This is a genomic window from Bradyrhizobium sp. SZCCHNRI1029 (assembly GCF_032487555.1).
GTDB lineage: Bacteria > Pseudomonadota > Alphaproteobacteria > Rhizobiales > Xanthobacteraceae > Bradyrhizobium.
Map to the genome: position 1 here is coordinate 120,451 of NZ_JAUEUK010000001.1, position 24,144 is coordinate 144,594.

Sequence of the window (24,144 nt, forward strand, 5' to 3'; positions counted from 1 at the left end):
GTTCGCCCGTTGCGGGGAGGTTGGCGGCTGAAGAATGGCGGCGGCCTTGCCGTCGCGCGCTTCGCCTTCGATCACGTCAACCCCCGCGCCCAATATGACGGCGCGCGCATCATCAGCCGGCTGATGCGCCGGATGGATTTCGGGACCCACGAGGACAACGGCTCGGTCGTGGTCGTGTTCGCCGAGACCGATCTGCGTTCGGCCATGCGATCGTGCGGCGGCTGTCGAGCCGTGATGCGCCATACCTCGCATGGCAAGCGCAACGCGCGCATGGAGACGGCGGTGACCGTCGCCGCGCTGTAGCAGGGCGACACCGCACGCACGCTGCTGGCCCGGGTCTATGGCGAGCCGCAGCGCGCGGCGTCGTGAAGCCCACTAGTAAGCCTGCCTCAGGCAAGCACTTCAATTCCGATGAGCCGCCCATCCGCATCGAGATCCAGGATTATGTCGGCGCCAACGTATGAAAGAAGGTCAGACAATGGTACTTGCCTGGCAGAGCACCCCTTTGTTCCTGACCCGGGATGCTCAGGCAACATCAGATACGCCACGTTCGGATCGTCTGCACTGATGCGAAGTGCGATGTTACGTTGCGTCATCGACATCTCCCAAGCAGGCGCATCAACGTCCGTAAGGTGGGTACACGCGCATGCACGATCTCGCCATATGTGAGCGCAAGACGGCGCCGTGCCCGCCATCGCAAGAAATTAGCCGAGCGTACCATAAATTGTAAGGGATCGCTTCCAGCAAGTCCAAGACACGGCGTGTGCGCGTGGCTCGCATATCCTGACTTCGGTCGTCAGATCTCATCGGCTTGGCCACGATCTCAACCGAACACTGGCATCTTCAGATCGCGCATTTGCCCCACTCGTCTGATGCTATCACCCTTAGTTCGGGGGCGTCTGACGAAGCGAAGGATGGCGCGATGCAAAACCGACAATCTCGCGATGAGACCGACTGGATCAGCGTGATCGCGATCGTCTCAGTCTTCACGATCGCCAGCCTTGCGTTGCATTTCGGCTGGATGCTTCGCTAACGCTCCATTGCGCTACGCCGCCTTCTTCTTCTCCGCGAGCTCCGCCAGGTCCTTCAGAATATCCGTGGTCCCGGCCAGCCGCTCTTCCAGCGTCTCCCAGACCTGCAGGAACACGACCTTCATGTCCGGGCGGACCTTGGCGGCCTGGCCGTGACGCTTGATGAAGGCGACGAGGCGGTCCGGATAGGCAAAACTGTTGTCGCGGAAGGCGATGACGGCGCCCTTCGGGCCGGCATCGACCTTCTCGACATTGGCGCGGCGGCAGTAGTTCTTGATCGCGGCGACCTTGAACAGATAGCGCGTCTCGTCCGGCAGCTTGCCGAAGCGATCGCGCAATTCGGCGGCGAAGTTCTCGATCTCGTCGTCGGTCTCGAGATCGGCGAGCCGGCGGTACAGCGACAGCCGCACGGAGAGGTCGGAGACGTAGTCCTCGGGGATCAGCACGGGCATGCCGATCGTGATCTGCGGCGACCAGCGGTCGACCGTCGGCTCGGTGATGCCGGCCTTGAGGTTCTCGATCGCCTCCTCCAGCATCGACTGATAGAGCTCGAAGCCGACCTCCCTGATGTGGCCGGACTGTTCGTCGCCCAGCAGATTGCCGGCGCCGCGGATGTCGAGGTCGTGGCTGGCGAGCTGGAAGCCGGCCCCCAGCGTCTCCAGCGACTGCAGCACGCCCAGGCGCTTTTCGGCCAGTGGGCTGATCTTGTGCGTCGACGGCAGGGTGAACAGCGCATAAGCGCGCAGCTTGGAGCGGCCGACGCGGCCGCGCAGCTGATAGAGCTGGGCAAGGCCGAACATGTCGGCACGGTGCACGATCAGCGTGTTGGCGCGGGGAATGTCGAGGCCGGATTCGACGATCGTGGTCGACAGCAGGATGTCGAACTTGCCGTCGTAGAATGCGCCGATGATGTCCTCGATCACGGTCGGCGCCATCTGGCCGTGCGCGACCGCGACCTTCATCTCCGGCACGGTCTTGTCGAGGAACTCCTTGACCTCGGCGAGATCGTCGATGCGCGGCACCACGTAGAACGCCTGGCCACCGCGATAGCGCTCGCGTAAGAGCGCCTCGCGGATCATCACGGGATCATGCGGCGCGACGAAGGTGCGAACGGCGAGACGATCGACTGGCGGCGAGGCGATGATCGACAACTCGCGCACACCGGTGAGAGCGAGCTGCAAGGTGCGCGGGATCGGCGTTGCCGACAGGGTCAGCACATGCACCTCGGCGCGCAGCTGCTTGAGCCGCTCCTTGTGGCTGACGCCGAAATGCTGCTCCTCGTCGACGATGACGAGGCCGAGATCGCGGAACTTGATCGCCTTGCCGAGCAGCGCATGGGTGCCGACGACGATGTCGACCGAGCCGTCGGCGAGGCCCTTCTTGACCTGATTGAGCTCCTTGGTGCTGACCAGCCGCGACGCCTGTGCGACGTTGACCGGAAAGCCCTTGAAGCGCTCAGCGAAAGTCTTTGCATGCTGGCGCGCGAGCAGCGTGGTCGGCACGACGACGGCGACCTGCTTGCCGTCGAGCGCGACCGCGAACGCGGCCCGCAACGCCACCTCGGTCTTGCCGAAACCGACGTCGCCGCAGACCAGCCGGTCCATCGGACGTCCCGCTTCGAGATCGGCGAGCGTCGCCTGGATCGCAGCGAGCTGATCCTCGGTCTCGTCATAGGGGAAGCGCGCGCAGAACTCGTCATAGAGGCCGGCCTGCACCGGCAGCTTCGGCGCCTCGTGCAGCATGCGTTCGGCGGCGATCTTGATCAGCTCGCCGGCCATCTCGCGGATTCGGTTCTTGAGCTTGGCCTTGCGTGTTTGCCAGCCGGAGCCGCCGAGCTTGTCGAGCTCGACATTGGTCTGGTCGGAACCGTAGCGCGACAACAGCTCGATGTTCTCGACCGGCAGATACAGCTTCGTTTCGCCGGCGTAGCGCAGCTCGAGACAGTCATGCGGCGCGCCGGCGACCTCGAGCGTCTGCAGCCCGACGAAGCGGCCGATGCCGTGATCGACATGAACGACGATGTCGCCGATCGCGAGGCTCGTCACCTCCGAGATGAAATTGTCGAGCTTGCGGCTCGCCCGGCGCGGCCGCACCAGGCGGTCGCCGAGAATGTCCTGCTCGGAGATGACCGCGATCTGATCGGTCTCGAAGCCGGTCTCGAGACCGAGCACCGCGAGCATGGTCTCGTTGCGCGGCGTCGCCTGCACCACGCGCCAGGTGTTGACGCTGGTGACATGGATCAGCTTGTGATCCTTCAGCATGCTCGCCATGCGGTCGCGCGAGCCTTCGCTCCACAGCGCGATCACGACCTTCTTGCGCACCGATTGCAGCGCTTGCACGTGCGCCACCACGGCCTCGAATACGTTGACGGCGGAATCGTTGCGCTCGGGCGCGAAGTTGCGGCCCTGTCGCGCGCCGATGTCGACGACGTTGGCGCTCTCCGGCACCGCGAACGGAGTGACACGCGCCAGCGGGACGGCGGCGAGCCGCTCGGCCCATTCGGAGGACGTCAGATAGAGGCGGTCGACCGTCAGCGGCTTGTAGATCGCCCCGCCGCCGGGATGCTCCATCGCCTCGCGGCGCGCGTCGTAATAATCGATGATCTGCTTGAAGCGCTCGCGCGCGGCATCCTCGCCCTGCGGCTCGATCACGATGGGTGTGTTCGGCAGATAGTCGAACAAGGTCTCCATCTTGTCGTGGAACAGCGGCAGCCAGTGCTCCATGCCCGGATAGCGGCGGCCTTCGCTGACGGCCTCGTACAGCGCATCGTCGCGCTCCGGCGCGCCGAACTCGGCGACATAGCCCATGCGGAAGCGGCGGATGGTGTCGGTGACGAGCTGGAATTCGGAAACGGGCACGAGGTCGAGCGAGCGCATGTCGAGCAGGGTGCGCTGGGTCTCGGCGTCGAAGGTGCGGATCGATTCCAGGCTATCGCCGAAAAAGTCGAAGCGCACGGGCTGGTCGAGGCCGGCCGGGAACAGGTCGAGGATGCCGCCACGCACGGCATATTCGCCGCTTTCGCGGACGGTCGACGAGCGGTGGTAGCCATTGTGCTCAAGCCAGGCGATCACCGAATCCATCGGCACGACATGGCCCGGAGCGACCGACAGCGCCTGCCCCGCCATGGTGTCGCGCGAGGGGACGCGCTGCACGATGGCGTTGACGGTGGTCAGCACGATCAGCGGCTTGTCGCTGCCGGCGAGGCGCGACAGCCGTGCGAGCGTGGTCACGCGCTGGGCGAGGATGCCGCCATGTGGCGAGACGCGGTCATAGGGCTGGCAGTCCCAGGCCGGGAACTGCATCACCGGCAGATCCGGCGCGAAGAAGTCGAGCGCTCGCGCCAGCTGCTGCATCCGGTTGCCGTCGCGGCAGACCACGGCGAGGCTCACCGCCGGCGGCTTCGGCTTGGCCGCGGTGGCGCGCGCGAGGTCGGAGACGACGAGGCCTTCGGCGCCTTCCGCGACGTTGGCGAGCGTGAGCGCGCGCCCCGGCGCGAGGTGCTCGGCGGGCGACTTGACCGGGCTCTTCATCAATCGGCGCCCACCGCGCGGAACGCCTTGATGCGCTCGAACAGCGCCGGAGTCTGCTCCGGCGGCAGCGGCCGGGCGCCGGTGACCGCGGCATAGAAGTCCGGGTCGGGGACTTCGAGCAGTTGCTCAAGCTCGGCCAGCTCGCCTTCGCTGAGGGCGCCGATCTCGGCGTCGGCAAAGCGGCCGAGGATCAGATCCATCTCGCGGGTGCCGCGATGCCAGCAGCGGAACAGGAGCCGCTTGCGGCGGTCGTCAAGGCCTTGGCTCGATCGGGTCGTTCCGGTCATCGCGACATCCTGCTGTTCAACGCCAAAAGCCCGGACGGTGCCGGGCGCGGTTGATATAGCGGTGCACAGCGCCCCTGTCAGCCCCTCCCGGGCTGCAGAACCGGCATGCCCGGCACCTCGAACCTGAGAAAAAGACGTGGATGTCTCGGCATTCGCGGCTATTCCGGCTCCCAAACGGCTTTAAGTGTTCGCTCCATGCGCCCCAGCATCCTCAATCCTCTGTTTGCGCCGGTCACGACCCTGTCGGGGGTCGGACCGAAGCAGGACAAGCTGCTGCGCTACCTGCTCGGCTGCACCGAGACGCCGCGGCTGGTCGACCTGCTGCTGCATCTGCCGGCCAGCGTGATCGACCGCCGCAACCGGCCGAAGGTCCGCGACGTCGAGGTCGGAACCGTGGTGACGCTCGAAGTCACGGTCGACCGCCACCGTCCCTCGCGCAACGCGCGCGCGCCATACCTCGTTTACGCCAGCGACGAGACCGGTGACGTCGTGCTGACGTTCTTCCGGCCCAAGGGCGACTACATCGAGAAGATGCTTCCGGTCGGCGCCAAGCGCTACGTCTCCGGCACCGTGCAGATGTATGACGGCGTGCCGCAGATCGTGCATCCCGACCGCATCCTGGACGAGGCCGGCTTCGCCAAGCTCTCGGGCATCGATCCGGTCTATCCGCTGACCGAAGGCTTGGCGCTCGGCTCGCTGCGGCGGGCGATCGCTGTGGCGCTGACCAAGCTGCCTGAGCTGCCGGAATGGATCAGTCCGGAGGTGCTCCGACGCTGCAACTTCCCCTCGCTGAAGGAGGCGCTGACGCGGGTGCACGTCCCGCAGGAGCTGACCGACATCCTGCCGGAGAACCCGTTCTGGTCGCGGCTGGCCTTCGATGAGCTGCTCGCCGGCCAATTGGCACTGGCCCTGGTGCGGGCGCAACTGCGCCGGCCCGCGGGCAACCGCCATGCCGGCGACGGCCGGCTGCGCCGCAAGATCATCGACGCCCTGCCCTATGCGCTGACGAACTCGCAAGCCGAGGCGATGGCCGCGATTGCCGCCGATCTCGAAAAGCCGGTGCGGATGCTGCGGCTGCTGCAGGGCGACGTCGGCTCCGGCAAGACGGTGGTGGCGTTGCTGGCGGCGGCCGCCGTGGCCGAGGCCGGCAAGCAGGCCGCGCTGATGGCGCCGACCGAGATTCTGGCGCGCCAGCACGCCAAGACCATCGCGCCGCTCGCCGCGCGCGCCGGCATGAACGTGGTCATCCTGACCGGACGCGAGAAGGGCAAGGAACGCCGCGACATCCTCGCCCGGCTCGAAGCCGGTGAGATCGACATCCTCATCGGCACGCACGCGCTGATCCAGGACGACGTGATCTTCAAGTCGCTGGCGCTCGCCATCGTCGACGAGCAGCATCGCTTCGGTGTGCGCGAGCGGCTGGCGCTGACCTCGAAGGGCGAGGCCGTCGACGTGCTGGTGCTGTCGGCGACGCCGATCCCGCGCACCCTCGTGCTGACCTATTTCGGCGACATGGACATTTCCGAGCTGCGCGAGAAGCCGGCCGGTCGGCAGCCGATCGACACCCGCGCGGTGGCCGACACCAGGCTCGGCGAGGTCGTCGACGCCGTCGGCCGCGCGCTCGATGCCGGCAAGCTGGTGTACTGGATCTGCCCGCTGGTCGAGGAATCCGAGGCCGAGGGCATCGATCATCTCACCAACGCGACGGATCGCTTCGAGAGCCTGCGCGAGCGCTTCGGCGACAAGGTCGGCCTCGTCCACGGCAAGATGAAGGGCAGCGAGAAGGACGACGTCATGGGGCGGTTCGCGGCCCATGAGCTGCGCCTGCTGGTTGCGACCACCGTGGTCGAGGTCGGCGTCGACGTGCCGGCGGCCAGCATCATGGTGATCGAGAACGCCGAGCGCTTCGGCCTGGCGCAGTTGCACCAGCTGCGCGGCAGGATCGGCCGCGGCTCGGAAGCCTCGACCTGCATCCTGCTCTATCACGAACCGCTCGGGCCGATGTCGAAGGCCCGCCTCGCCGTGATCCGAGAGACCACAGACGGGTTCCGCATCGCCGAGGAGGATCTCAAGCTGCGTGGCGAAGGCGACGTGCTCGGCATCCGCCAGAGCGGCCTGCCCGGCTACCGCATCGCGCGGCCCGAGGTGCATGCCCAACTGATCACCCAGGCCCGCGACGAGGCGCTGCGGATACTCAAGGAAGACCCGAAGCTGAAGGGCCCGCGCAGCGATGCGCTGCGCTGCCTGCTGTATCTCTACGAGCGCGACGAGGCGATCCCGCTGCTGACGGCGGGTTGATCAGCAGAAGGTGCATCAACAAACTCACCTGTCGTCCCGGCCTTGAGCCTGGACCCATAACCCCAGGGAGCAGTTTGAGGCAGGGTGGCGATTGGCTTTTTCGCACCTCACAACCGCCGCGGAGTATGGGTCCGGGTCTGCGCCACGATGGGCTATCGCGCGTCGTGGCTCGCACGGGACGACGAGCTGAAATCGTCTACTTCGTTTTGCAACTCTCGGCGAACGCCACCAGCTGCGCCGCGTCGGTGCCCTCGCCCTGCACGTCCGCCGCAATGTGCTCGAACAACCGCGCAAAGCCCTCGTAGATCAGAGCAGCCGGATGATCCTCGCCGAGGAACCCCGCGATCTCGCGCATTTCGGCGACCCAGCGATAGGCCTTCGGCAGCATGTCCGGCAGTGCGTTGGCGAGACGGGCCTGGACGTGCGGCAGGCTCAGCGCCAGCTCGTCGCGCAGCGCGTCGGCTGCGCCGGCGCGGGTGGCGGCCAGCACCATCGCGGCGCCGAGCCCTGTCAGTCCCTTGTTGATGCCGGCATAGGCCATCTTCAGCGCCGAAGCCGCGCCGATCGGCCCTTCGATCCGGCGCAGATCGAGCCCGAGTTCGCCCAACGCGGCGACATCGGCGGACGCCTCGCCGCTCACATAGAAGGCCGGTCCCTTCGTGCCGGGCTTCGGCGGCAGACCGATGATGGCGGCGTCGACCAGGCGCGCGCCCGACGACAGCACGATGTCCTCGATGGTCCGGATGGTCTCGACGTTGACGGCGTTGCAGTCGACGATGATGGGCTTCTTCGAATTCCGGTTGATGACCGTCGCGAGCTGCTCCGCCAGCGCCACAGCCTCGCCCGGCGGCACGATCGACAGGATGATGTCGGCATTGGCGATCTCGGCGTCGCTGGCGCCGACCATGCCGGATGCGGCCGCCCTCGCCCGCGTCGCCGCGCTGCGCTCCTCGAGCGACGTCAGGACCTTGCAGCCGTGCTCCACGAGACGGGCGGCGATGGCGCTGCCCATGGCGCCGGGCGCGATGACGGCAATGCTGGGAGGCATGATGACGCTCCGATTCCAACGATGGTCTCGAAGACTATGCGCACCCCATGACAAAATTGAAGGCACGAAAACGAAGGGCAGCCCTTCCGGGCTGCCCTCGCCTTGGCCGCAACGTCAACGCTCCCCTCAGAGCCCCCGAGAACGCTGACCGCCGCGGCAGACCTCAGAACGCAATCTTCAAGCCTCCGCTGCCGAAGAAATCGTCGCCACCCGTGCGTCCGATCGTGCGCGACACGTTCACCGTCAGCGCCACATTGCTCCAGAACGGCGCCACGACGCCGGCGCTCACCCGGCCGTAGACGTTGTGCGAGGTGCCGTTCGGAACCGTCCAGTTATTGACGATGACGGGCGCCGAGGTCGCGTTGTACTGAATCAGGCGGCCGTTGCCGATGATGTCGTCATCGAGCGTCAGGTTCAGGTACGGATTGATGACGTTGCCCTGCACCTGGAACGGGGTGCGCAGCTGCACGCCGACGCTGCCGATCAGGGTCTCGGCGGTCTGCGAGCCGACCGCGAGCGTGAGCGCAGGATCGCCGGTCTCAGTGAAGCCGTCGACGCGGGCGCGGGCATAGGTCAGCCCGCCGATCGGGCCGAGCTTCGCCCCGCCTGCATCGAACAGGTAACCGGCTTTGCCGGCCGCGACGAAGGTGGTGCCGCCGGGATTGGAGGTGATGGTGTCGACCACGCCCGGCCGCGTGTTGCGATAGTCCTGATGGCCGATCGTCGCCAGGCCCTCGGCAAACAGGCTGCTGCTGGCCCAGGCCCCGTAGAGGCCGAACTGATAGGAGTTGGCATCCGTGGTGCCGGCGCTGTTGAACAGCCTCGCCTTTGGATTGGAATAGTCGAAGGCGGTACCGATCATGGTGTTCGCCGACAGCCGGTACTCGACGCCAATGGTGCCGCCGATGCTGTCGAGATTGAAGCCGTTCGAGGCGGCGCTGCCCTGGCGGTCGCTGACGCCACCATTGCCCTGCATGTAGAACGACCATGGACTGACCGGCGCGAGCGGCGGCGCCTTGGTGTAGGGCGGGCGGCCCATTGCCCCATAGGCGTTCATCGTCGACGGAGCAAAGCCCGCGGTCTCGCGGAACATGTCGAGCTTGCCGAACAGGGTCGAGGCGAAGCCCATCGCGGTGATCGACCCCACCTCGCCTTGCGGCGCGAAGGTCAGCGGCGCGTTGAGGCGGTTGACGATGTACTGCCCCAGCACCTCGAAGCCGTGTGACGTCAGGTGCACGCCATCGACGTAGAACAGATACTGGTTCTGCAGCGCAGGATTGCCGATGCAGGCGATCGGACAGGAGCCGACATTGGTGAAGCCATAGCGCGACGGATTGGCCTGGATCAGCGTGCCGATCAGTCCGGTGTCGACGTACTCGACACGCACGCCCGAGCGCGCGACGCCAGCGAGCGACTGCTGCATGAGGCTGTTGTAGGTCGTGCTGTAGGCCTTGCCGGCCGGGGCATTGGCGTTGCCAACGGCCTCCGGCAAGGTGCTGACATCGCCGGCCGTGAACACGATACTGCGCGCGCCGTCCCCGACCAGCGCGTTGATGCCGGCCATGGCCTGCTGGGCCGTGACGGCCGCGGCCGTCGGCGCGCCAGCGAGCGAGCCGCCGGCGCGGTAATAGGCCCGCGCATCGTTGCCGCCGACCGAGATCTCGACCAGGTCTGTCGACGAGATCCTGCCGGAGAAGCCCGTCAGTCCGCTCCATTCCTGGAAGAAGCCGGGAATGCCCGGCGCCACCACGTTGGTATCGCCCGCCATGGCGCCGCCGATCGCGTAGTTGAGCTGGGGAATGCCGAGCAGCGCCGAGGTCGTGTCGACGAAATTCGTGCCGCCGCTGAAGCGACCGGTGGGATAGAGCGGCAGCTTGCCGGCGCCGCCGGTGAAGGTCCAGAGATTGCCCGTGTCGGCGTAGCTGTCGCCAAAAGCCTGAATGCGCGTATAGGTGGTCTGGGCCGCTGCCGGCGCGGTCAGTTGCAGGGACGCCGCGGACAGCGCGACCGCACACAACGATGTCGTCCTACTCACAGGCATCCTACGCGCCTCCCCAACGCCCTACTTTTGTTTGCCCGATGTTTCCATGGTGACCATTCGAAACACCACCGCCCGCTGGTTGTAGGAACGACGACATCCGTGGCTGTGCTTTCCGCGCATCATCATGCAGTGCAAAGCGCCGCGATGCGCACGTTTGCCCGCTGGGCGGACCGGACCGCCACCGACCATGCTCACGAAGGCTGCTGACAGAATCTGGCAGAGGGCTCGGCTAGTCGTGTGGCTGAAGCGCCGCAACCGGCGCCGCCACCGGAGAGACGATGATGCCCGACTTCAATTTTCTTATCCTCTATGTCGACAACCCGCCGAGGAGCGCGGCCTTCTATGCGGATCTGCTCGGGCGGCCCGCGGTCGAACAATCGCCGACGTTCGCCATGCTGCCGCTGCGCGAGGGCGTCATGCTGGGCTTGTGGTCGCGGCACACGGTCGAGCCGCCAGCGACGGGCGCCGCAGGCTTCGGCGAGGTCGCGTTCGCGGTCGGCGATGCCGGCGAGGTCCAGCGGCTGCACGACGACTGGAAGGCGCGCGGACTTTCGATCGCGCAGGCGCCGACACGGATGGATTTCGGAACGACGTTCGTCGCGCTCGATCCGGACGGGCATCGCCTGCGCGTGTTCGTTGCGCAGGATGCGGCCTAGCTCTTCCGCGGTGGCTGGCCTTTCGCGCCAGTCGGCCTTTCAGCCTAGTCCGCCTTGGCCGGCTCGGGCTCGCGGTGCGGCGCTGGTTGCGCGGGTGTGTTGGCGAGGCGCGCGGCGTTGGCCATGTTGGCCAGCGCCGCGACCTTTTTCTGCTGGTCCGATCCCGGCTGCACCACGCCGCAGGACATGATCAGCGTCGCCGCGTCCTCGGCGCTCATGTCGACCTCGATGATCTTGCTCCGCGGCAGATAGAAGAAGAAGCCGGTGGTGGGGTTCGGTGCGCACGGCAAGAACACCGAGATCTGCTCGTCGTCACCGGGCAGCCGGCTCGAAATCTCCGCGCTCGGCGGCTGCGAGATCAGGACGATCGACCACATGCCGGGCGAGGGAAACTCGACCAGCCCGACACGGCGCAGGCTCGATCCCTTGCCCGAGAACAGCGTTTCGAACACCTGCTTGAGGCCGCGATAGATCGCGCGCACCGCCGGGATGCGGCCGAGCAGCCGCTCGCCGAGGTCGACCAGGGTGCGGCCGATCAGGTTGGCCGTCAGGAAGCCGAGCAGCGTCAGTCCGATCACGGCCACGATCAGGCCGGAGCCGGGCACGCCGAACGGCAGATAGGTCTCCGGACGATAGACCAGCGGCACGAACGGCCGGACCAGCCCGTCCACCCAGGTCACGAACCACCAGGTGATGTAGAGCGTGATGGCAACGGGACCGGCGACGACGAGGCCGGTCAGGAAATAGTTGCGAAACCGGAACATCAGCCCATGGTGGGGCGTCTCGGCCGGAGCATCGGCCAAGGGATCGGTCTCAGGCGGCAGGTCGTCGCGGGAACTCATGCGAACTTCCGGGTCGGATCAAATCTCACCTAGGGGTCTTAGCAGATTTTTGAAGGGCGAAGGCCCTCTTTCCGACACATGCGCGCTTTGCCGCTGACCTGTGGCCCGGCAGCCGGGCACCAAGTCAACGCGCAAGGCGTCGATTTCAATCCCTGCTGCGGCGAGGAGCCACTCAAAAGGGCAAACGCGCTGCCCTAGGCGCTACGCAGCGGCAGGGCCAGGCCGACCGCCACGAAGATGCCGCCGCAGACCTGGTTGAAGCGCCGCCCGACCCGGGCGAGCCATGGACGAACCTGGGCCGCCGCGCTGGCAATGGCGCATTCGGTGACAAACTCGGTCACCGTATAGGTGACGGCCACGACGGCGAACTGCACCGCCAGGCTGCGATCGGGGTCGATGAACTGTGGCAGCAGGGCGCTGAAGAACAGCAGGCATTTCGGGTTGGTCGCCGCGGTCAGGAAGCCCTGGCGGAACAGCACGTGCGAGCGGGCCGCCACGATCTGGCCGGTCAGATCGACGCCCACCGGCGGCGCGAACCATAGCTTGATCCCGAGCCAGGCGAGATAGAGTCCGCCAACCCACTTCAGGACCACAAGCCAGGTGATCGACGATTGCACCAGCGCACCGATGCCGAACATGCACAGCGCGATGACGAGGATGAAGCCGATCAGGCCGCCCGCGATCGTGAACAATGTCCTGCGGCCGCCATGCAGCGCCCCGTGGGTCAAGGCGAGCAGACCGTTCGGCCCGGGCGTCAGGGAGATGCCCACCGACGTGACGAAGAACAGCAGCCAGGTGTTGAGGGCCATCGGGATCCCTATCCGGAAGCGGACCGGCCGATCCGCTGCCGGGGTCGTCGCGACATGCTGATGTCGGATTGTGGATCCGATGACAAGCGCGTCGTCGGTAAAATCAGGGCTGCGCCAAATCCGGCAATTAACTCCGGGCCATGCCCCGGCTCGTCCCGCCTGCGCGGCCGAAGCCGCTTCGGCGAGGCGACGGCCCGGGCATCCACGTCGTTCTCAGCGCGCCGGAGAACGTGAATGGCCGGGACGAGCCCGGCCATGACGATGTGACGAGAGCGAGGCATGAGCCCACAAGGTGCTGGCTCCAGCAGCGAAGCATCCCAGGCGACGTCGCCGCCTACTCCACCGTGACCGACTTGGCGAGATTGCGCGGCTGGTCGACGTCCGTCCCCATCACCACGGCGGTGTGATAGGCCAGGAGCTGGACCGGGATGGCGTAGACGATCGGCGTGAACGTCGCGGCCATGTCCGGCATGATGATCGTGACCAGCGAGTCCACGGTCGCCTCCTCGGCGCCCTTGGCATCGGTCATCAGGATGATCTTGCCGCCGCGCGCGGCGACCTCCTGCATGTTCGACACCGTCTTCTCGAACACGCGATCATAGGGCGCAATGACGACGACCGGCATGGTCTCGTCGATCAGCGCGATCGGGCCATGCTTGAGCTCACCGGCGGCATAGCCCTCGGCATGGATGTAGGAGATCTCCTTCAGCTTCAGCGCGCCTTCCAGCGCCAGCGGATAGGAGGTGCCGCGGCCGAGATACAGCACGTCCTTCGACTTGGCGATCTCGCGCGCGAGCTTCTCGATCTGCGGCTCGACCGTCAGCGCCGCCGCAATCAGCCGCGGCACCTCGACGAGGCCGTGCACCAGCTTGGCCTCGTCGGCCTCAGAGAGCTCGCCGCGGCCGCGGCCGGCGGCAATCGCCAGCGCCGCCAGCACCATCAGCTGGCAGGTGAAGGCCTTGGTCGAGGCGACGCCGATCTCGGGGCCCGCAAGCGTCGGCATCACGATCTCGCTCTCGCGCGCGATCGTCGAGGTCGGGACGTTGACGACGGAGAGCGTATGGACGCCCTGCGACTTGGCGTAGCGCAGCGCCGCCAGGGTGTCGGCGGTCTCGCCGGATTGCGAGATGAAGATGGCGAGATCGCCCTTGCGCAGCGGCGCCTCGCGGTAGCGGAACTCGGAGGCGACGTCGAGCTCGACCGGCACCCGCGCGAAGCGCTCGAACCAGTATTTGGCGACGAAGCCGGCGTAGCTTGCGGTGCCGCAGGCGGTGATCGAGATGCGCTGGATATCTTTGAAGTCGAACGGCAGCCGCGCCGGCAGCATCACGCGCTCGGTGCCCATGTCGACGTAGCGTGCCAAGGTGTGGCCGACGACCTCCGGCTGCTCGTGGATTTCCTTGGCCATGAAATGGCGATAGTTGGCCTTGTCGACCAGGAACGACGACGCGCCGGATTTCAGCACCTCGCGCTTCACCACCGCGCCCGTTGCATCGTGGATGATGCCGGCGTCGCGGGTGATCTCGACCCAGTCGCCGTCATCGAGATAGCTGATCGTATCGGTGAACGGCGCCAGCGCGATCGCGTCCGAGCCCAGGAACATCTCGCCGTCGCCATAGCCCATCGCCAGCGGCGAGCCCTTGCGGGCGCCGATCAGGAGATTGCCGTGGCCCTTGAACAGGAACGCCAGCGCGAACGCGCCCTTCAACTGCGGCAGCGACGCAGCCACGGCCTGTTGCGGGGTGTGGCCCTTCAGCAGATAGGAATTGACCAGATGGACGACGGTCTCGGTGTCGGTCTCGGATGCGAATTTGGCGCCCTGCTTTTCGAGCTCGGCCCGTAGTTCGCGAAAATTCTCGATGATGCCGTTATGCACCACGGCAACGTTGTCAGTCGCATGCGGATGCGCGTTGCTCTCGGTCGGTTTGCCGTGGGTGGCCCAGCGGGTGTGACCGATGCCGGCGTGTCCCTTCAGCGGCTGCTGCTCGAGCCGCTTCTCGAGGTTCTTCAGCTTGCCCTCGGCGCGCCGCCGGTCCAGATGATCGCCCTCGAGCGTGGCGACGCCCGCGGAATCGTAGCCGCGATATTCGAGACGTTTCAGGGAATCGACGAGATGCGCAGCAACCGGCCCGCGTCCCAGGATCCCGATGATTCCGCACATCAGCGCCAGTCCCCAAATCGTCGAGAGAGATTCAAAAGCGTGGCATTGTCTTAACGAAAACGGCGCGCTTTCAGGATTCAATAATTATTGCGGATTGCGACAGGGTTAAGTGGGAGCCCTAACCGAGGGCCTGCAGGCAACTCCGGTTCGATGCGGAGGTCCAGTTCGGAGCGCACTTAACGCCAGGTCAACGCTTTTGCGCAGAGACTGTCGCGTCGGAGAGGACGCCATGACCTATAGCCGCCGCCCAACTGATCCCAAGGGCACCAGCCCGCTGAGCCTGTCGCATCCGACGTCCGGGAGCCATCTGGCGCACTGGCCGCCGCCGACCTTGAGCAACGAGCTCAAGCCGATGCCTATCAAGCACCGTACCAACGAGCCGGTCAAGCACGCCACCCGCCGCGGCTGGCGTTTGACACGTGCGATGTTCGCCGAGTTCCAGGACGACGAAGGCTGATGTTTCAGCTCACTTCTTGTGGCGTTGCTTGGCATTCCGAAAGCGCGCCGCGGCGCCTTCGCGCGTCGTTTGCGGGCTGCGCTCCAGCGCCAGCGCATCGTCGGGCACGTCGCGCGTGATCACCGAGCCTGAGCCGATATAGGCGCGCGCGCCGATGTTGATCGGCGCCACCAGCGAGGTGTTGGTGCCGATGAAGGCGCCCTCGCCGATGTTCGTCTTGTGCTTGTTGAAGCCGTCATAGTTGCAGGTGATGGTGCCGGCACCGATGTTGGAATTGGCGCCGACATGGGCGTCGCCGATATAGGACAGGTGATTGACCTTCACGCCCGCCTCCAGCACTGCGGCCTTGGCCTCGACGAAATTGCCGATCTTGGCGCCTTCGCCGAGCGACGTACCGGGCCGCAGCCGCGCGAACGGCCCGAGCAGGCTGTTGCGGCCGAGCTTGGATTGCACGATGTGCGAGAACGAATGCACCACCGCGCCGTCGCCGATCGACACGCCGGGGCCGATCACGACGAACGGCTCGATAGTCACGTCCTTGCCGAACGTCGTATCCGCGGCGAGATAGACGGTCTCCGGCGCGATCAGCGTCACGCCCGCATCCATCGCCGCGCGGCGCAACCGGGTCTGCATCACGGCCTCGGCCTCGGCGAGCTGCGCCTTGGTGTTGATGCCGCGCACTTCGTCTTCAGACGTCTCGATCACGACCGCGTCGAGCCCCTGCTCGCGCGCGATCGCCACCGCGTCAACGAGATAATACTCGCCCTTGCTGTTGGCGTTGCCGATCCGGTCGAGGATCGCGAGCGCGCGACGGCCGTCCATCGCCATCACGCCGGCGTTGCACAGCGTGATCGCCCGCTCCGCTTCGCTCGCATCGGCCTGTTCGCGGATCGCGACCAGCTTCGATCCGTCGAGCAGCAGGCGTCCGTAGCCGGTCGGATCGGCGGCGCGAAAGCCGAGCACGGCGAGCGCTGCGCCCTGCGCCAGCGCCGCCCGCAGCCGCGCGAACGTCTCGGCCGTGATCAGCGGCGTGTCGCCGAATGCGACCAGCAGATCGTCTGCGCCGCGCGCGATCGCCTGCCGCGCCGCCAGCACCGCATGCGCCGTCCCCAGCCGGTCGCGCTGGACGAAGATATCCGCATCCGGGCGCAGGCGCCTGGCTTCCTTCTCGACCGCGTCGTGCCCCGGCCCCACCACCACCGCGATGCTGGCGCCATCCCCATGCGGCGCCGCCGCCAGGACGTGCGCGAGCAGTGATTCGCCGGCGATGGGATGCAACACCTTGGGCACGCTCGTGCGCATCCGGGTGCCCTCGCCTGCCGCAAGCACGATGGTCAGACTGGATCGAGCGGTCATGAAACACCTGGGATGAAGGGAGCGCATAGGTCGCGCTGTCATAATGCGTTTTCTGCGCGGGGCAAGCCGCACCGGCTCAAGCCCCTGGTGGTTTTCCTGTTAATGTTCGCTTCGTGATTCGATTAAGGCAGGTTCATGGCTAGGGACTCCCGCAAATCCGCCGGCACGAATGGAGCTGAGAAGACGGGCGCGACTCTGTCCGGACTGTTTGCTGACGAGAACGAGTTCGATCGCCGCGCGCTGTGGCGGCTCGGCTGGTGGGGGGCTGGCGCCGTCGGCGCCGTCGGCCTGGCCGTTTTCACCAATCAGGCCGCACAGGGATGGCGGCAGGACCGTGTTTCCGCGGCCGATCTGTCGCGCCAGGCGCAACTGCTGCAGTCGCTGGCCCGTGAGACCCAGGGCGAGGCGCGCCAGCTCGGCGCGGCCATCGAGACGCTCAACACCGATCGCGACCGGCTGTACGCGCGCGTGACGGTGCTCGAGCAGGGATTGGACTCGGTGACCGGCGCGCTGGCCAAGCAGAGCGCCCAGGCGACCGCGAATCCCGCCCCCGGCAGCAAGGCGCCCCCCGCGCCACAGATCGCTGCCGTCGAGTCCCAGGCCCCGGTGGCGGCCCCGTCGGGTTCCCCGCCACCCGGCCCCTTGCCCGCATACGCGAACGCGTCGCCGTTCATGCCGGTTCCCAACGGGGCGGCCGGAACCAGTCCGGCTCAGCCGAGTACCCCGCCGGCTGCCGCGAGCGCCGACAAGACGAAACAGGAGCAGGCCAAGCCGATGTCGGCCGGGCTATCGGGGGCTTCGTCATCGCCGGTCTCTTCCGCCCCTTCGCCGACACCGTCAGCCTCGTCCGCATCGCCGGCTGCGACCGGTTCCAAGCCGACTGGTGGTGCCTCGGACCCGGCCGGCAAGCCGGCCGAGACCGACAAGCTCGCAAGAGCCGAACCCGCAGAGGCCGCCGGCGCCAAGGGCAGTGACAGCACCGACGCCGCGGTCACGGCGGTCCAGAAGACCGAATTCGCCGTCGATCTCGGCGGAGCCAACTCGCTCGGCGGCCTGCGGGCGCTGTGGCGGGATCTCGTGAAGACCCATGCCGACCTCGCCCTGCTCAGGCCGATCATCATCCTGAAGGAAGGCCGGAGCGGTCCAGGTATGCAACTGCGGCTCGGCGCCGGCCCATTGGGCGACGCGGCGACGGCGGCGAAGATCTGCGCGGTCCTCGCCGAGAGCCAGCGCGCTTGCGAGACCACCGTCTATGACGGCCAACGCCTCGCGGTCCGCGAGGAGCCGGAGGCGGCCAAGCCGGCCGCGCCCGCGGCTGCCGCCCAGAAGCCGGTGCAGCGCCGGCGCACGTATCAGCCACAGGCCCAGCAGCAGCGTCACGGCAAGCGCGAGGAGCCGCCGGCCGCGGCCGCGCCGGCACCGCCGCCGGCAGAGGCGCCCAAGCCCGAACAGCCGTCGGCGCTGTCGTCGTTCTTCCGCCGCTCCTGAGGCTCGAATCGACGTGCGGCCAAAGCCGGTTGGGACGGATTGTGAAAGCAGTCCGCGAACCGGCTTTGCGGCTTGTCCGCACGTCCTTTCCGCAGCATAGTCCCGCGCATGAAAAAGACCCCGTTCCGCCTCTCGCCCTATCAGGTGCAATGGCTCCTGATCATAGGCTTCGTCACCGTCGGCTATGCCCTCTATCTGCGCTATCTGGCGATCGAGCTGTCGAGCGTCGCGCTCGCCTGCGACGCCGGCCTGCAGACGCTGGCCTGCAAGAGCCGGGCGGTTGCGACCACGCTGTTCAAGAATTCGGTGTTCGGCGCCACGGCGCTGGTGATCGCAGTGCTGCACGTGATGCGGCCGTCGATCGTGCTGCTGACCGGCGGGCTGATCGCCGCTGGCCTCGGCATCGTGCTCTACAACATCGTGCTGTCGGGACTGGCGATCGGCCTGCTCATCCTCGGCTTTGCGCGGCCCGCGCCCGCCACAGCGTGAACGCCAGCAGCAGATACATCGCGCAGGTCCACATCGCCTGCCAGTTGTCGCGGCCCTCGTTGTAGATCACGTAGACCGAGGAGATCGCGAGCAGGCCGGCGAAGCTGGCCTCGGCGATCGGCCGGGGACCCTGCGCCGGACGATTGCCGAGCAGCATCGCGAACGGCACCACCGCCATGGTCAGGCTGGCGAACGGGAAATCGCGGTAGCGCGGGTCGAACACGAAGCCGAGCGCCGTCTCGGCCGCAATCAGCACCGTCACGACGAGGACCAGGCCCAGCAGGTAGGTGATCTTCAACTGCTTGCGGCCGTCATTCGGTCCGAGCAGGTCGAGGAAGGTCGGCAACGGCCGCCCGGCCATCGTCGCATTGGCGCTGAGGATCGGCGCCAGGACGCCGGCCGCGAGCAGCGCCCCCCAATGCAGCCAGCCGCCGGCACCGAGGCTCTCATAGAACATCTTGTCCGCGGCCATGCCGAACAGCACGCCCGCTGTCGTCGCGGAGAACCCGACCCCGATCCAGGCCGAGACGTGCGGCGGCCAGGGCCGGCGCCGCACCGTCAGCCACCCGGCCAGGAACACCACGAACGACAGGATCATGCCGCCGCCCATCTGCAGCTTCCACAGCGGATAGTTGCTGACGGGCTCGCCCGGCGGATATTTCAGCGCCCGCGTATCGTCGCTGATCAGGCCCCAATAGCCGCCGACCGTGCCTTCGAGCTTGCGCTTCCACGGCTGGTCATAGGCCTCGATCAGGTTGACGCGGAAGTTCTCGCGCTTGGCGAGGCTGAGGATCTCCGACACCACGCGGGCCTGGTTGGCCCGCGACGGCAGCGCGCCCTCGCGCATGCGCCCCTCGCTCGGCCAGCCGGTCTCGCCGATCAGGATCTCCTTCCCCGGAAAGGCGACGCCGACCTGCTGGCGGATGGCGTCGACATGGGAGGCGGCGAATTTCGCGCGCACCGGGATGTCCTCCCAGTACGGCAGGATATGAACCGTGACGAAGTCGACGATGTCGTAGAGCTCGCGGTTGCGCAGCCAGAACTCCCAGACGTCGGCATAGGTGACGGGAATCGTGACCTGCGCCTTGACGCCGCGGATGGTCGCGGCCAGATCGGCTGATGTCATCTCGCCGCGCAGCAGCACCTCGTTGCCGACCACGACGGCCGTGATCACCTTCGGATAGCGCTTGATCAGGTCGACCGCGACGCCGATCTGCTGCTGGTTCTTCAGCTTGTTGGAGCCGAGCCAGATACCCTGGATCACCTTGATGCCGACGCGGGCGGCGATTCCCGGCACCTGGTCGAGACCGTTCTCGATCGAATAGGTGCGCACGCATTCGGAGATCTTGGCGAGCTGCACCAGGTCCTGCTCGATCTGCTCGGCGTCGATATGGGTGGTCGGATCCAGCGGGCTCTGCTGGCCGCGGAACGGCGCATAGGACACGCACTGCAGCTTCGAAGCTGGTTCGATCGGCGCGCGCGCGAGCATGATCGGCTGGGCCAGCCACCACCACGCGGCGGCGATGACACCCAAGGATATGAGCAGAAGCGCCAGCGGCGTAGGAAGGGATTTCAGTTCCGTGTCTCCAGGCAGGGTGGTGTCGATTACCCGGTCGGCGGCGATCTGCCAAGTAGGCGATCGGGCCCTCCGGCGCTCCCGGCGTACCCGCTCCACATCGCCCTTTTACGATGACGCGAGAAAGTTGGTACGTTGCTGGACAAAATCCGAGATTCCGGTCATTGGGAATCCCGGTTGGCCCCGGCCGTCGCAACGTCGCAACCCAGATTGGGCCCCTGCGCAAGCGCCCGTTAGGAACGCTCTGCGACAGTCGGAATCAATCTCCCGCCGCAATCGGGGCTGATTTGATCGGCATCAACACTGCGTCCGTCAGGGGACGGCACGAAGGCAACAATCGGGGAATTTATGGGTCGACGCGTGCTCCACTCCAAGTTTTCGGTTTCGCGCCTGTCGGCGGCTCTGGGCCTCGTGCTCCTCATCGGCGCGCCCGGCGCGCTCGCCCAGAGCGGCAGCGACCATCCCCAGGACCAAAAGCCGCAGGCGGCCAATCCGGCCGACGTGTCGAAGGAGAACCAGCGCAAGGCCGACGAATTCACCGAAGCGTCCCAGGCGCTCAGTGGCGGCCCGGCCGGCAATCCCGAATGCGTCTGGCTCGGCCGCCGCGTCGTCCAGTTGATGTACAACGACGACCTCGATACCGCCTTCCGCCACCTTGATCTCTATGACCGGTTCGGCTGCCCCGGCGGCCACGTTCAGGCCGCCTTCCGCTGCCTGACGCGCTTCATCCCGCAGATCGATCCGAAGATGCCGAACTCGCTGAACAACCACGTCCACGGCTGCTGGATCAATCCGGACGCCAAGCCGCAGGTGGCTGCGGCGCCTGCGCCGGGCCCGGCCTCGACCCCGGCCGCGCAGGCTTCGCCAGCGCCGACGCAGCAGCCCGCTCCCCAGGCATCGCCCTCGCCCGCGCAGCCTCCGGCGAAGTGACCGGCGCCTGAAGGCAGGCGGGACGCACGATCCCGACGACCAGGCGCCATGCGCGGCTGCGGCATGACAGCGCTCCGATCACGTGGCAGGATACGGCCGAGATACGATCGAGGTCCTCGACGCGCGCCTGAGCCTCGCCCCGGTTCAGGCACCGTTCAGCAGGATTGGGCTCTGTTGGGATGACATATGATGTCGCGGCCTTCGGCTGTGACGGCGTGAGAATGATCGCCTTCGCCGCTCGTCGTCGGACGTCGCCCGCGAACGTGATCCCGGTAGCATCGGATACCCGAGATGGAACGGCGATCGACCGCTCCGCTTCACCGCTGACTTGATCCTAGGAATGGTTGCCCCTCCAATGCGTGCCGTTGTCGCCGTCCTGCTCCTCGTCACCGCTGTGCACGCCGCCCTCTGGGGACTGCTGCAGGACAAACAGGAGGCCCCCAGTTTTACCGGCCTGCTGCAGAGCGTCTCCTACGATCCGCATGAAGGAACCGGGGCTCCCGGCGCCAACACCGTGGCCTCGCCGGAACGCATCCGCGCCGACATGAAGAAGCTCGCCACGATGACGCGGGCCATCCGGCTCTACTCGTCTACCGGCGGCCTCGAGATAGTGCCGCCGCTGGCGGCGGAGGCGGGGCTGAAGGTGATGCTCGGCGCTTGGATCGACAAGGATCCAGACCGCAACGAGCGCGAGATCCAGTCGGCCATCACCCTGGCCCGCCGCAACAGCAACGTCATCGGCATCGTGGTTGGCAACGAGACCATCCTCACGGCGACCCAGAAGGTCGATGAGCTGATCGAGAAGATCAAGCGCGTGAAGAAGTCGGTCAACGTGCCCGTCACCACCGGCGACGTCTGGAACACCTGGCGCGACAACCCCGAGCTCGCGGCTAATGTCGACTTCATCGCCGCGCACGTCCTGCCCTATTGGGAATTCTTCACCGACGACCAGGCCGTCGATCAGGCGGTGGATCGCTATCAGCTCCTGAAGAAGCAGTTCCCCGGCAAGCGCATCATGATCGCCGAGTTCGGCTGGCCGAGCCAGGGCTACAGCCGCAGCGGCGACAACCGCGGGCCCGCCGTGCCCGGCCCGCTCCGGCAGGCGAAGGTGCTGCGCAATTTTCTGGCCCAGGCCGCCTCGATCGGCATGGAATACAACATCGTCGAGGCGATCGATCAGCCCTGGAAATATTTCGAAGGCGGCGTCGGCCCGTACTGGGGCGTCCTCAACGCCGCGCGCGAGGCGAAATTCGCCTGGACCGGCCCGATCGTGAATCCCGACTATTGGCAGCTCGCGACCATCGCGCTCCTGGTCGGCGTGCTCTTGTCGCTGCCGATCGTGCGGCTGCGCCAGCCGACCGTGCTGCAGGCGATGATGCTCGCCATCACGGCACATGGCGTCGGCGCCTGGGTCTCCAACGTCTTCGCCTATTGGAACGTGCACTATTTCGTCTGGGGCTCGACCTTCGCGCTGACGCTCGGCCTGATCCTCCTGGTTCCCCTGATCCTCATCGCGATGGCCCGCATCGAGGAGATCGCCGCGATCGCCTTCGGCCGCGAGCCGCGGCGCCTCTTGACCCGCGACAAGGTCGCGCAAGAGCGCGCCGCGATGCCCGAGGGCTACTGCCCCAAGGTGTCGATCCACGTGCCGGCCTATTTCGAGCCGGTCGACATGATGAAGCAGACGCTCGATGCGCTGGCCCGCCTCGACTACCCGAACTACGAGGTCGTGTGCATCATCAACAACACGCCCGACCCGGCGTTCTGGCAGCCGATCCAGGATCACTGCCGCATGCTCGGCGAGCGCTTCAAGTTCATCAACGCCGAGAAGGTCAAGGGCTTCAAGGCCGGCGCGCTGCGCATCGCGATGGAGCGCACCGCTGTCGATGCCGAGATCATCGGCATCATCGACGCCGACTATGTCGTGACGCCGGACTGGCTCTCCGACCTCGTGCCGGCCTTCGCCGACCCCGCCGTCGGCTTGGTGCAGGCGCCGCAGGAGCATCGCGACGAGCACCTGTCGCTGATGCACTACATCATGAACGGCGAGTACGCCGGCTTCTTCGACATCGGCATGGTTCAGCGCAACGAGGAGAACGCGATCATCGTGCACGGCACGATGTGCCTGATCCGGCGCGCGGCGATGGACATGGCCGGCGGCTGGTCGAGCGACACGATCTGCGAGGACACCGATCTCGGCCTCGCGATCCAGGAGCTCGGCTGGCAGACCCACTACACCAACACCCGCTACGGCCAGGGCCTCCTGCCCGATACCTACGAGGCGTTCAAGAAGCAGCGCCATCGCTGGGCCTATGGCGGCTTCCAGATCGTCAAGAAGCACTGGCGCCGCTTCCTGCCCGGCCACAGCCGGCTGACCACGGACCAGAAGCGCGAGTTCTCGCTCGGCTGGCTCAACTGGCTCGGTGCCGAGAGCCTCGGCGTCGTGGTCGCGATCCTCAACCTGATCTGGACGCCGATCGTGGCCTTCGCCGGCATCGCCATTCCCGACAAGATCCTGACCATCCCGATCCTCGCCGCCTTCGTGGTCTCGCTTGCCCACTTCCTGATCCTCTACCGGCTGCGGGTGGCGGTGAAGCCGTGGCAGATGCTGGGCGCGATGGTCGCGGCGATGTCAGTGCAATGGACGGTCAGCCGCGCCGTGGCGCAGGGCCTGATCACCGAGCACCTGGCGTTCGCCCGCACGTCCAAAGGCGGCCTGTCGCGGATGTCGATCGAGTTCCAGGCGTTCTGGGAGGCCGTGATCGGCGCCCTGCTCCTGATCGGCGCCACCATCCTGATCGTGACCAACACGCTTGCCATCACCGAGCTCTACATCTTCGCCGCCGTCCTGATCCTGGAGAGCCTGCCGTTCCTCTCAGCGGTCGCCATCGCGCTGCTGGAGATGTCCCGCATCAACTCCTTCGAGTTCTGGCGCCACGCCACCGTCCGCACCGCCGAGCTGATCGGCCTGCGCCCGGTCTGGGTGCCCGAGCTGGCCGGGCCCGGAATGCAACCGGCGCCGCTGAGCGCGGCGGCAACGAAGGCGGCGGATAAGGCGTAGCGCCGAGCGAGGCCTGCGGAAACGTAGGCCGCGTAGCCCGGATGAGCGGACGCCTGGGCCCGAGGGGGCGCAGGCGGCAGCGAC

At 66.8% G+C, this 24,144-nt stretch carries 19 protein-coding genes; 9 read left to right on the forward strand and 10 right to left on the reverse strand.

The window, feature by feature from the left end:
* Positions 1–9: 9 nt before the first annotated feature.
* On the forward strand, positions 10–303 hold the full coding sequence (locus QW861_RS00500) for a hypothetical protein (protein ID WP_315712009.1): 294 nt from the start codon (positions 10–12) through the stop codon (positions 301–303).
* A gap of 86 nt (positions 304–389) precedes the next feature.
* Here QW861_RS00500 and QW861_RS00505 read toward each other — a convergent pair whose 3' ends face one another.
* Complete coding sequence (locus QW861_RS00505; RefSeq protein ID WP_315712010.1) at positions 390–596, reverse strand: DUF2283 domain-containing protein; 207 nt, start codon at positions 594–596, stop codon at positions 390–392.
* Between the two features lie 215 nt (positions 597–811).
* Between QW861_RS00505 and QW861_RS00510 the strand changes: the two genes are divergently transcribed.
* Entirely contained in the window at positions 812–1,033 is a 222-nt protein-coding gene (locus QW861_RS00510) for a hypothetical protein (protein WP_315712011.1), read from the forward strand.
* 12 nt (positions 1,034–1,045) lie between these two features.
* Here QW861_RS00510 and mfd read toward each other — a convergent pair whose 3' ends face one another.
* Complete coding sequence (gene mfd, locus QW861_RS00515) at positions 1,046–4,561, reverse strand: transcription-repair coupling factor (RefSeq protein WP_316170511.1); 3,516 nt, start codon at positions 4,559–4,561, stop codon at positions 1,046–1,048.
* Positions 4,561–4,848 carry a succinate dehydrogenase assembly factor 2 gene (locus tag QW861_RS00520; RefSeq protein WP_315751602.1) on the reverse strand — a complete coding sequence of 96 codons (288 nt, stop codon included), beginning with the start codon at positions 4,846–4,848 and terminating at the stop codon, positions 4,561–4,563. The genes mfd and QW861_RS00520 overlap by 1 nt, the downstream gene beginning before the upstream one ends.
* A 195-nt stretch (positions 4,849–5,043) precedes the next feature.
* Here QW861_RS00520 and recG point away from each other — a divergent pair, with 195 nt between their 5' ends.
* Complete coding sequence (gene recG / locus QW861_RS00525) at positions 5,044–7,146, forward strand: ATP-dependent DNA helicase RecG (protein ID WP_315751603.1); 2,103 nt, start codon at positions 5,044–5,046, stop codon at positions 7,144–7,146.
* 196 nt (positions 7,147–7,342) lie between these two features.
* Here the strand turns inward: recG and QW861_RS00530 are convergent, their stop codons facing one another.
* Positions 7,343–8,194, reverse strand: a complete 852-nt coding sequence (locus QW861_RS00530) for an NAD(P)-dependent oxidoreductase (protein WP_315751604.1) — start codon at positions 8,192–8,194, stop codon at positions 7,343–7,345.
* Positions 8,195–8,357: 163 nt separating this feature from the next.
* Positions 8,358–10,235 (reverse strand): autotransporter domain-containing protein, encoded by a 1,878-nt coding sequence (locus tag QW861_RS00535; RefSeq protein ID WP_315751605.1) that lies wholly within the window; start codon positions 10,233–10,235, stop codon positions 8,358–8,360.
* 281 nt (positions 10,236–10,516) lie between these two features.
* Here QW861_RS00535 and QW861_RS00540 point away from each other — a divergent pair, with 281 nt between their 5' ends.
* On the forward strand, positions 10,517–10,891 hold the full coding sequence (locus QW861_RS00540; protein WP_315751606.1) for a VOC family protein: 375 nt from the start codon (positions 10,517–10,519) through the stop codon (positions 10,889–10,891).
* A 44-nt stretch (positions 10,892–10,935) separates the two neighbouring features.
* On the opposite strand, the gene QW861_RS00545 is transcribed toward QW861_RS00540, so the two are convergent.
* From QW861_RS00545 to glmS, 3 genes are all read right to left on the reverse strand, one after another.
* Positions 10,936–11,733 carry a DUF502 domain-containing protein gene (locus tag QW861_RS00545; protein WP_315751607.1) on the reverse strand — a complete coding sequence of 266 codons (798 nt, stop codon included), beginning with the start codon at positions 11,731–11,733 and terminating at the stop codon, positions 10,936–10,938.
* Between the two features lie 194 nt (positions 11,734–11,927).
* On the reverse strand, positions 11,928–12,542 hold the full coding sequence (locus QW861_RS00550) for a LysE family translocator (RefSeq protein WP_316192579.1): 615 nt from the start codon (positions 12,540–12,542) through the stop codon (positions 11,928–11,930).
* Between the two features lie 334 nt (positions 12,543–12,876).
* Positions 12,877–14,703 carry a glutamine--fructose-6-phosphate transaminase (isomerizing) gene (gene glmS, locus QW861_RS00555; protein WP_315751609.1) on the reverse strand — a complete coding sequence of 609 codons (1,827 nt, stop codon included), beginning with the start codon at positions 14,701–14,703 and terminating at the stop codon, positions 12,877–12,879.
* A 229-nt stretch (positions 14,704–14,932) separates the two neighbouring features.
* On the opposite strand from glmS, the gene QW861_RS00560 reads away from it, so the two are divergent.
* Positions 14,933–15,160, forward strand: a complete 228-nt coding sequence (locus tag QW861_RS00560; RefSeq protein ID WP_315751610.1) for a hypothetical protein — start codon at positions 14,933–14,935, stop codon at positions 15,158–15,160.
* 9 nt (positions 15,161–15,169) lie between these two features.
* On the opposite strand, the gene glmU is transcribed toward QW861_RS00560, so the two are convergent.
* The gene (glmU, locus tag QW861_RS00565; RefSeq protein WP_315751611.1) at positions 15,170–16,516 is read right to left on the reverse strand and encodes a bifunctional UDP-N-acetylglucosamine diphosphorylase/glucosamine-1-phosphate N-acetyltransferase GlmU; all 1,347 of its coding nucleotides are present in this window, start codon (positions 16,514–16,516) and stop codon (positions 15,170–15,172) included.
* A gap of 135 nt (positions 16,517–16,651) precedes the next feature.
* On the opposite strand from glmU, the gene QW861_RS00570 reads away from it, so the two are divergent.
* Both QW861_RS00570 and QW861_RS00575 read left to right on the forward strand, forming a co-directional pair.
* Positions 16,652–18,004 carry a hypothetical protein gene (locus tag QW861_RS00570; protein WP_315751612.1) on the forward strand — a complete coding sequence of 451 codons (1,353 nt, stop codon included), beginning with the start codon at positions 16,652–16,654 and terminating at the stop codon, positions 18,002–18,004.
* Positions 18,005–18,112: 108 nt separating this feature from the next.
* Entirely contained in the window at positions 18,113–18,493 is a 381-nt protein-coding gene (locus QW861_RS00575; RefSeq protein ID WP_284416120.1) for a hypothetical protein, read from the forward strand.
* Here the strand turns inward: QW861_RS00575 and QW861_RS00580 are convergent.
* Positions 18,453–19,982, reverse strand: a complete 1,530-nt coding sequence (locus tag QW861_RS00580; RefSeq protein WP_315751754.1) for a beta-(1-6) glucans synthase — start codon at positions 19,980–19,982, stop codon at positions 18,453–18,455. The two genes, QW861_RS00575 and QW861_RS00580, sit on opposite strands and share 41 nt — an antisense overlap.
* 435 nt (positions 19,983–20,417) lie before the next feature.
* Between QW861_RS00580 and QW861_RS00585 the strand changes: the two genes are divergently transcribed.
* Positions 20,418–20,999, forward strand: coding sequence for a beta-1-3, beta-1-6-glucan biosynthesis protein (locus QW861_RS00585; protein WP_315751613.1), 582 nt, complete (start codon positions 20,418–20,420; stop codon positions 20,997–20,999).
* Between the two features lie 355 nt (positions 21,000–21,354).
* Complete coding sequence (locus QW861_RS00590; RefSeq protein WP_315751614.1) at positions 21,355–24,060, forward strand: glycosyltransferase; 2,706 nt, start codon at positions 21,355–21,357, stop codon at positions 24,058–24,060.
* Positions 24,061–24,144 lie beyond the last annotated feature (84 nt).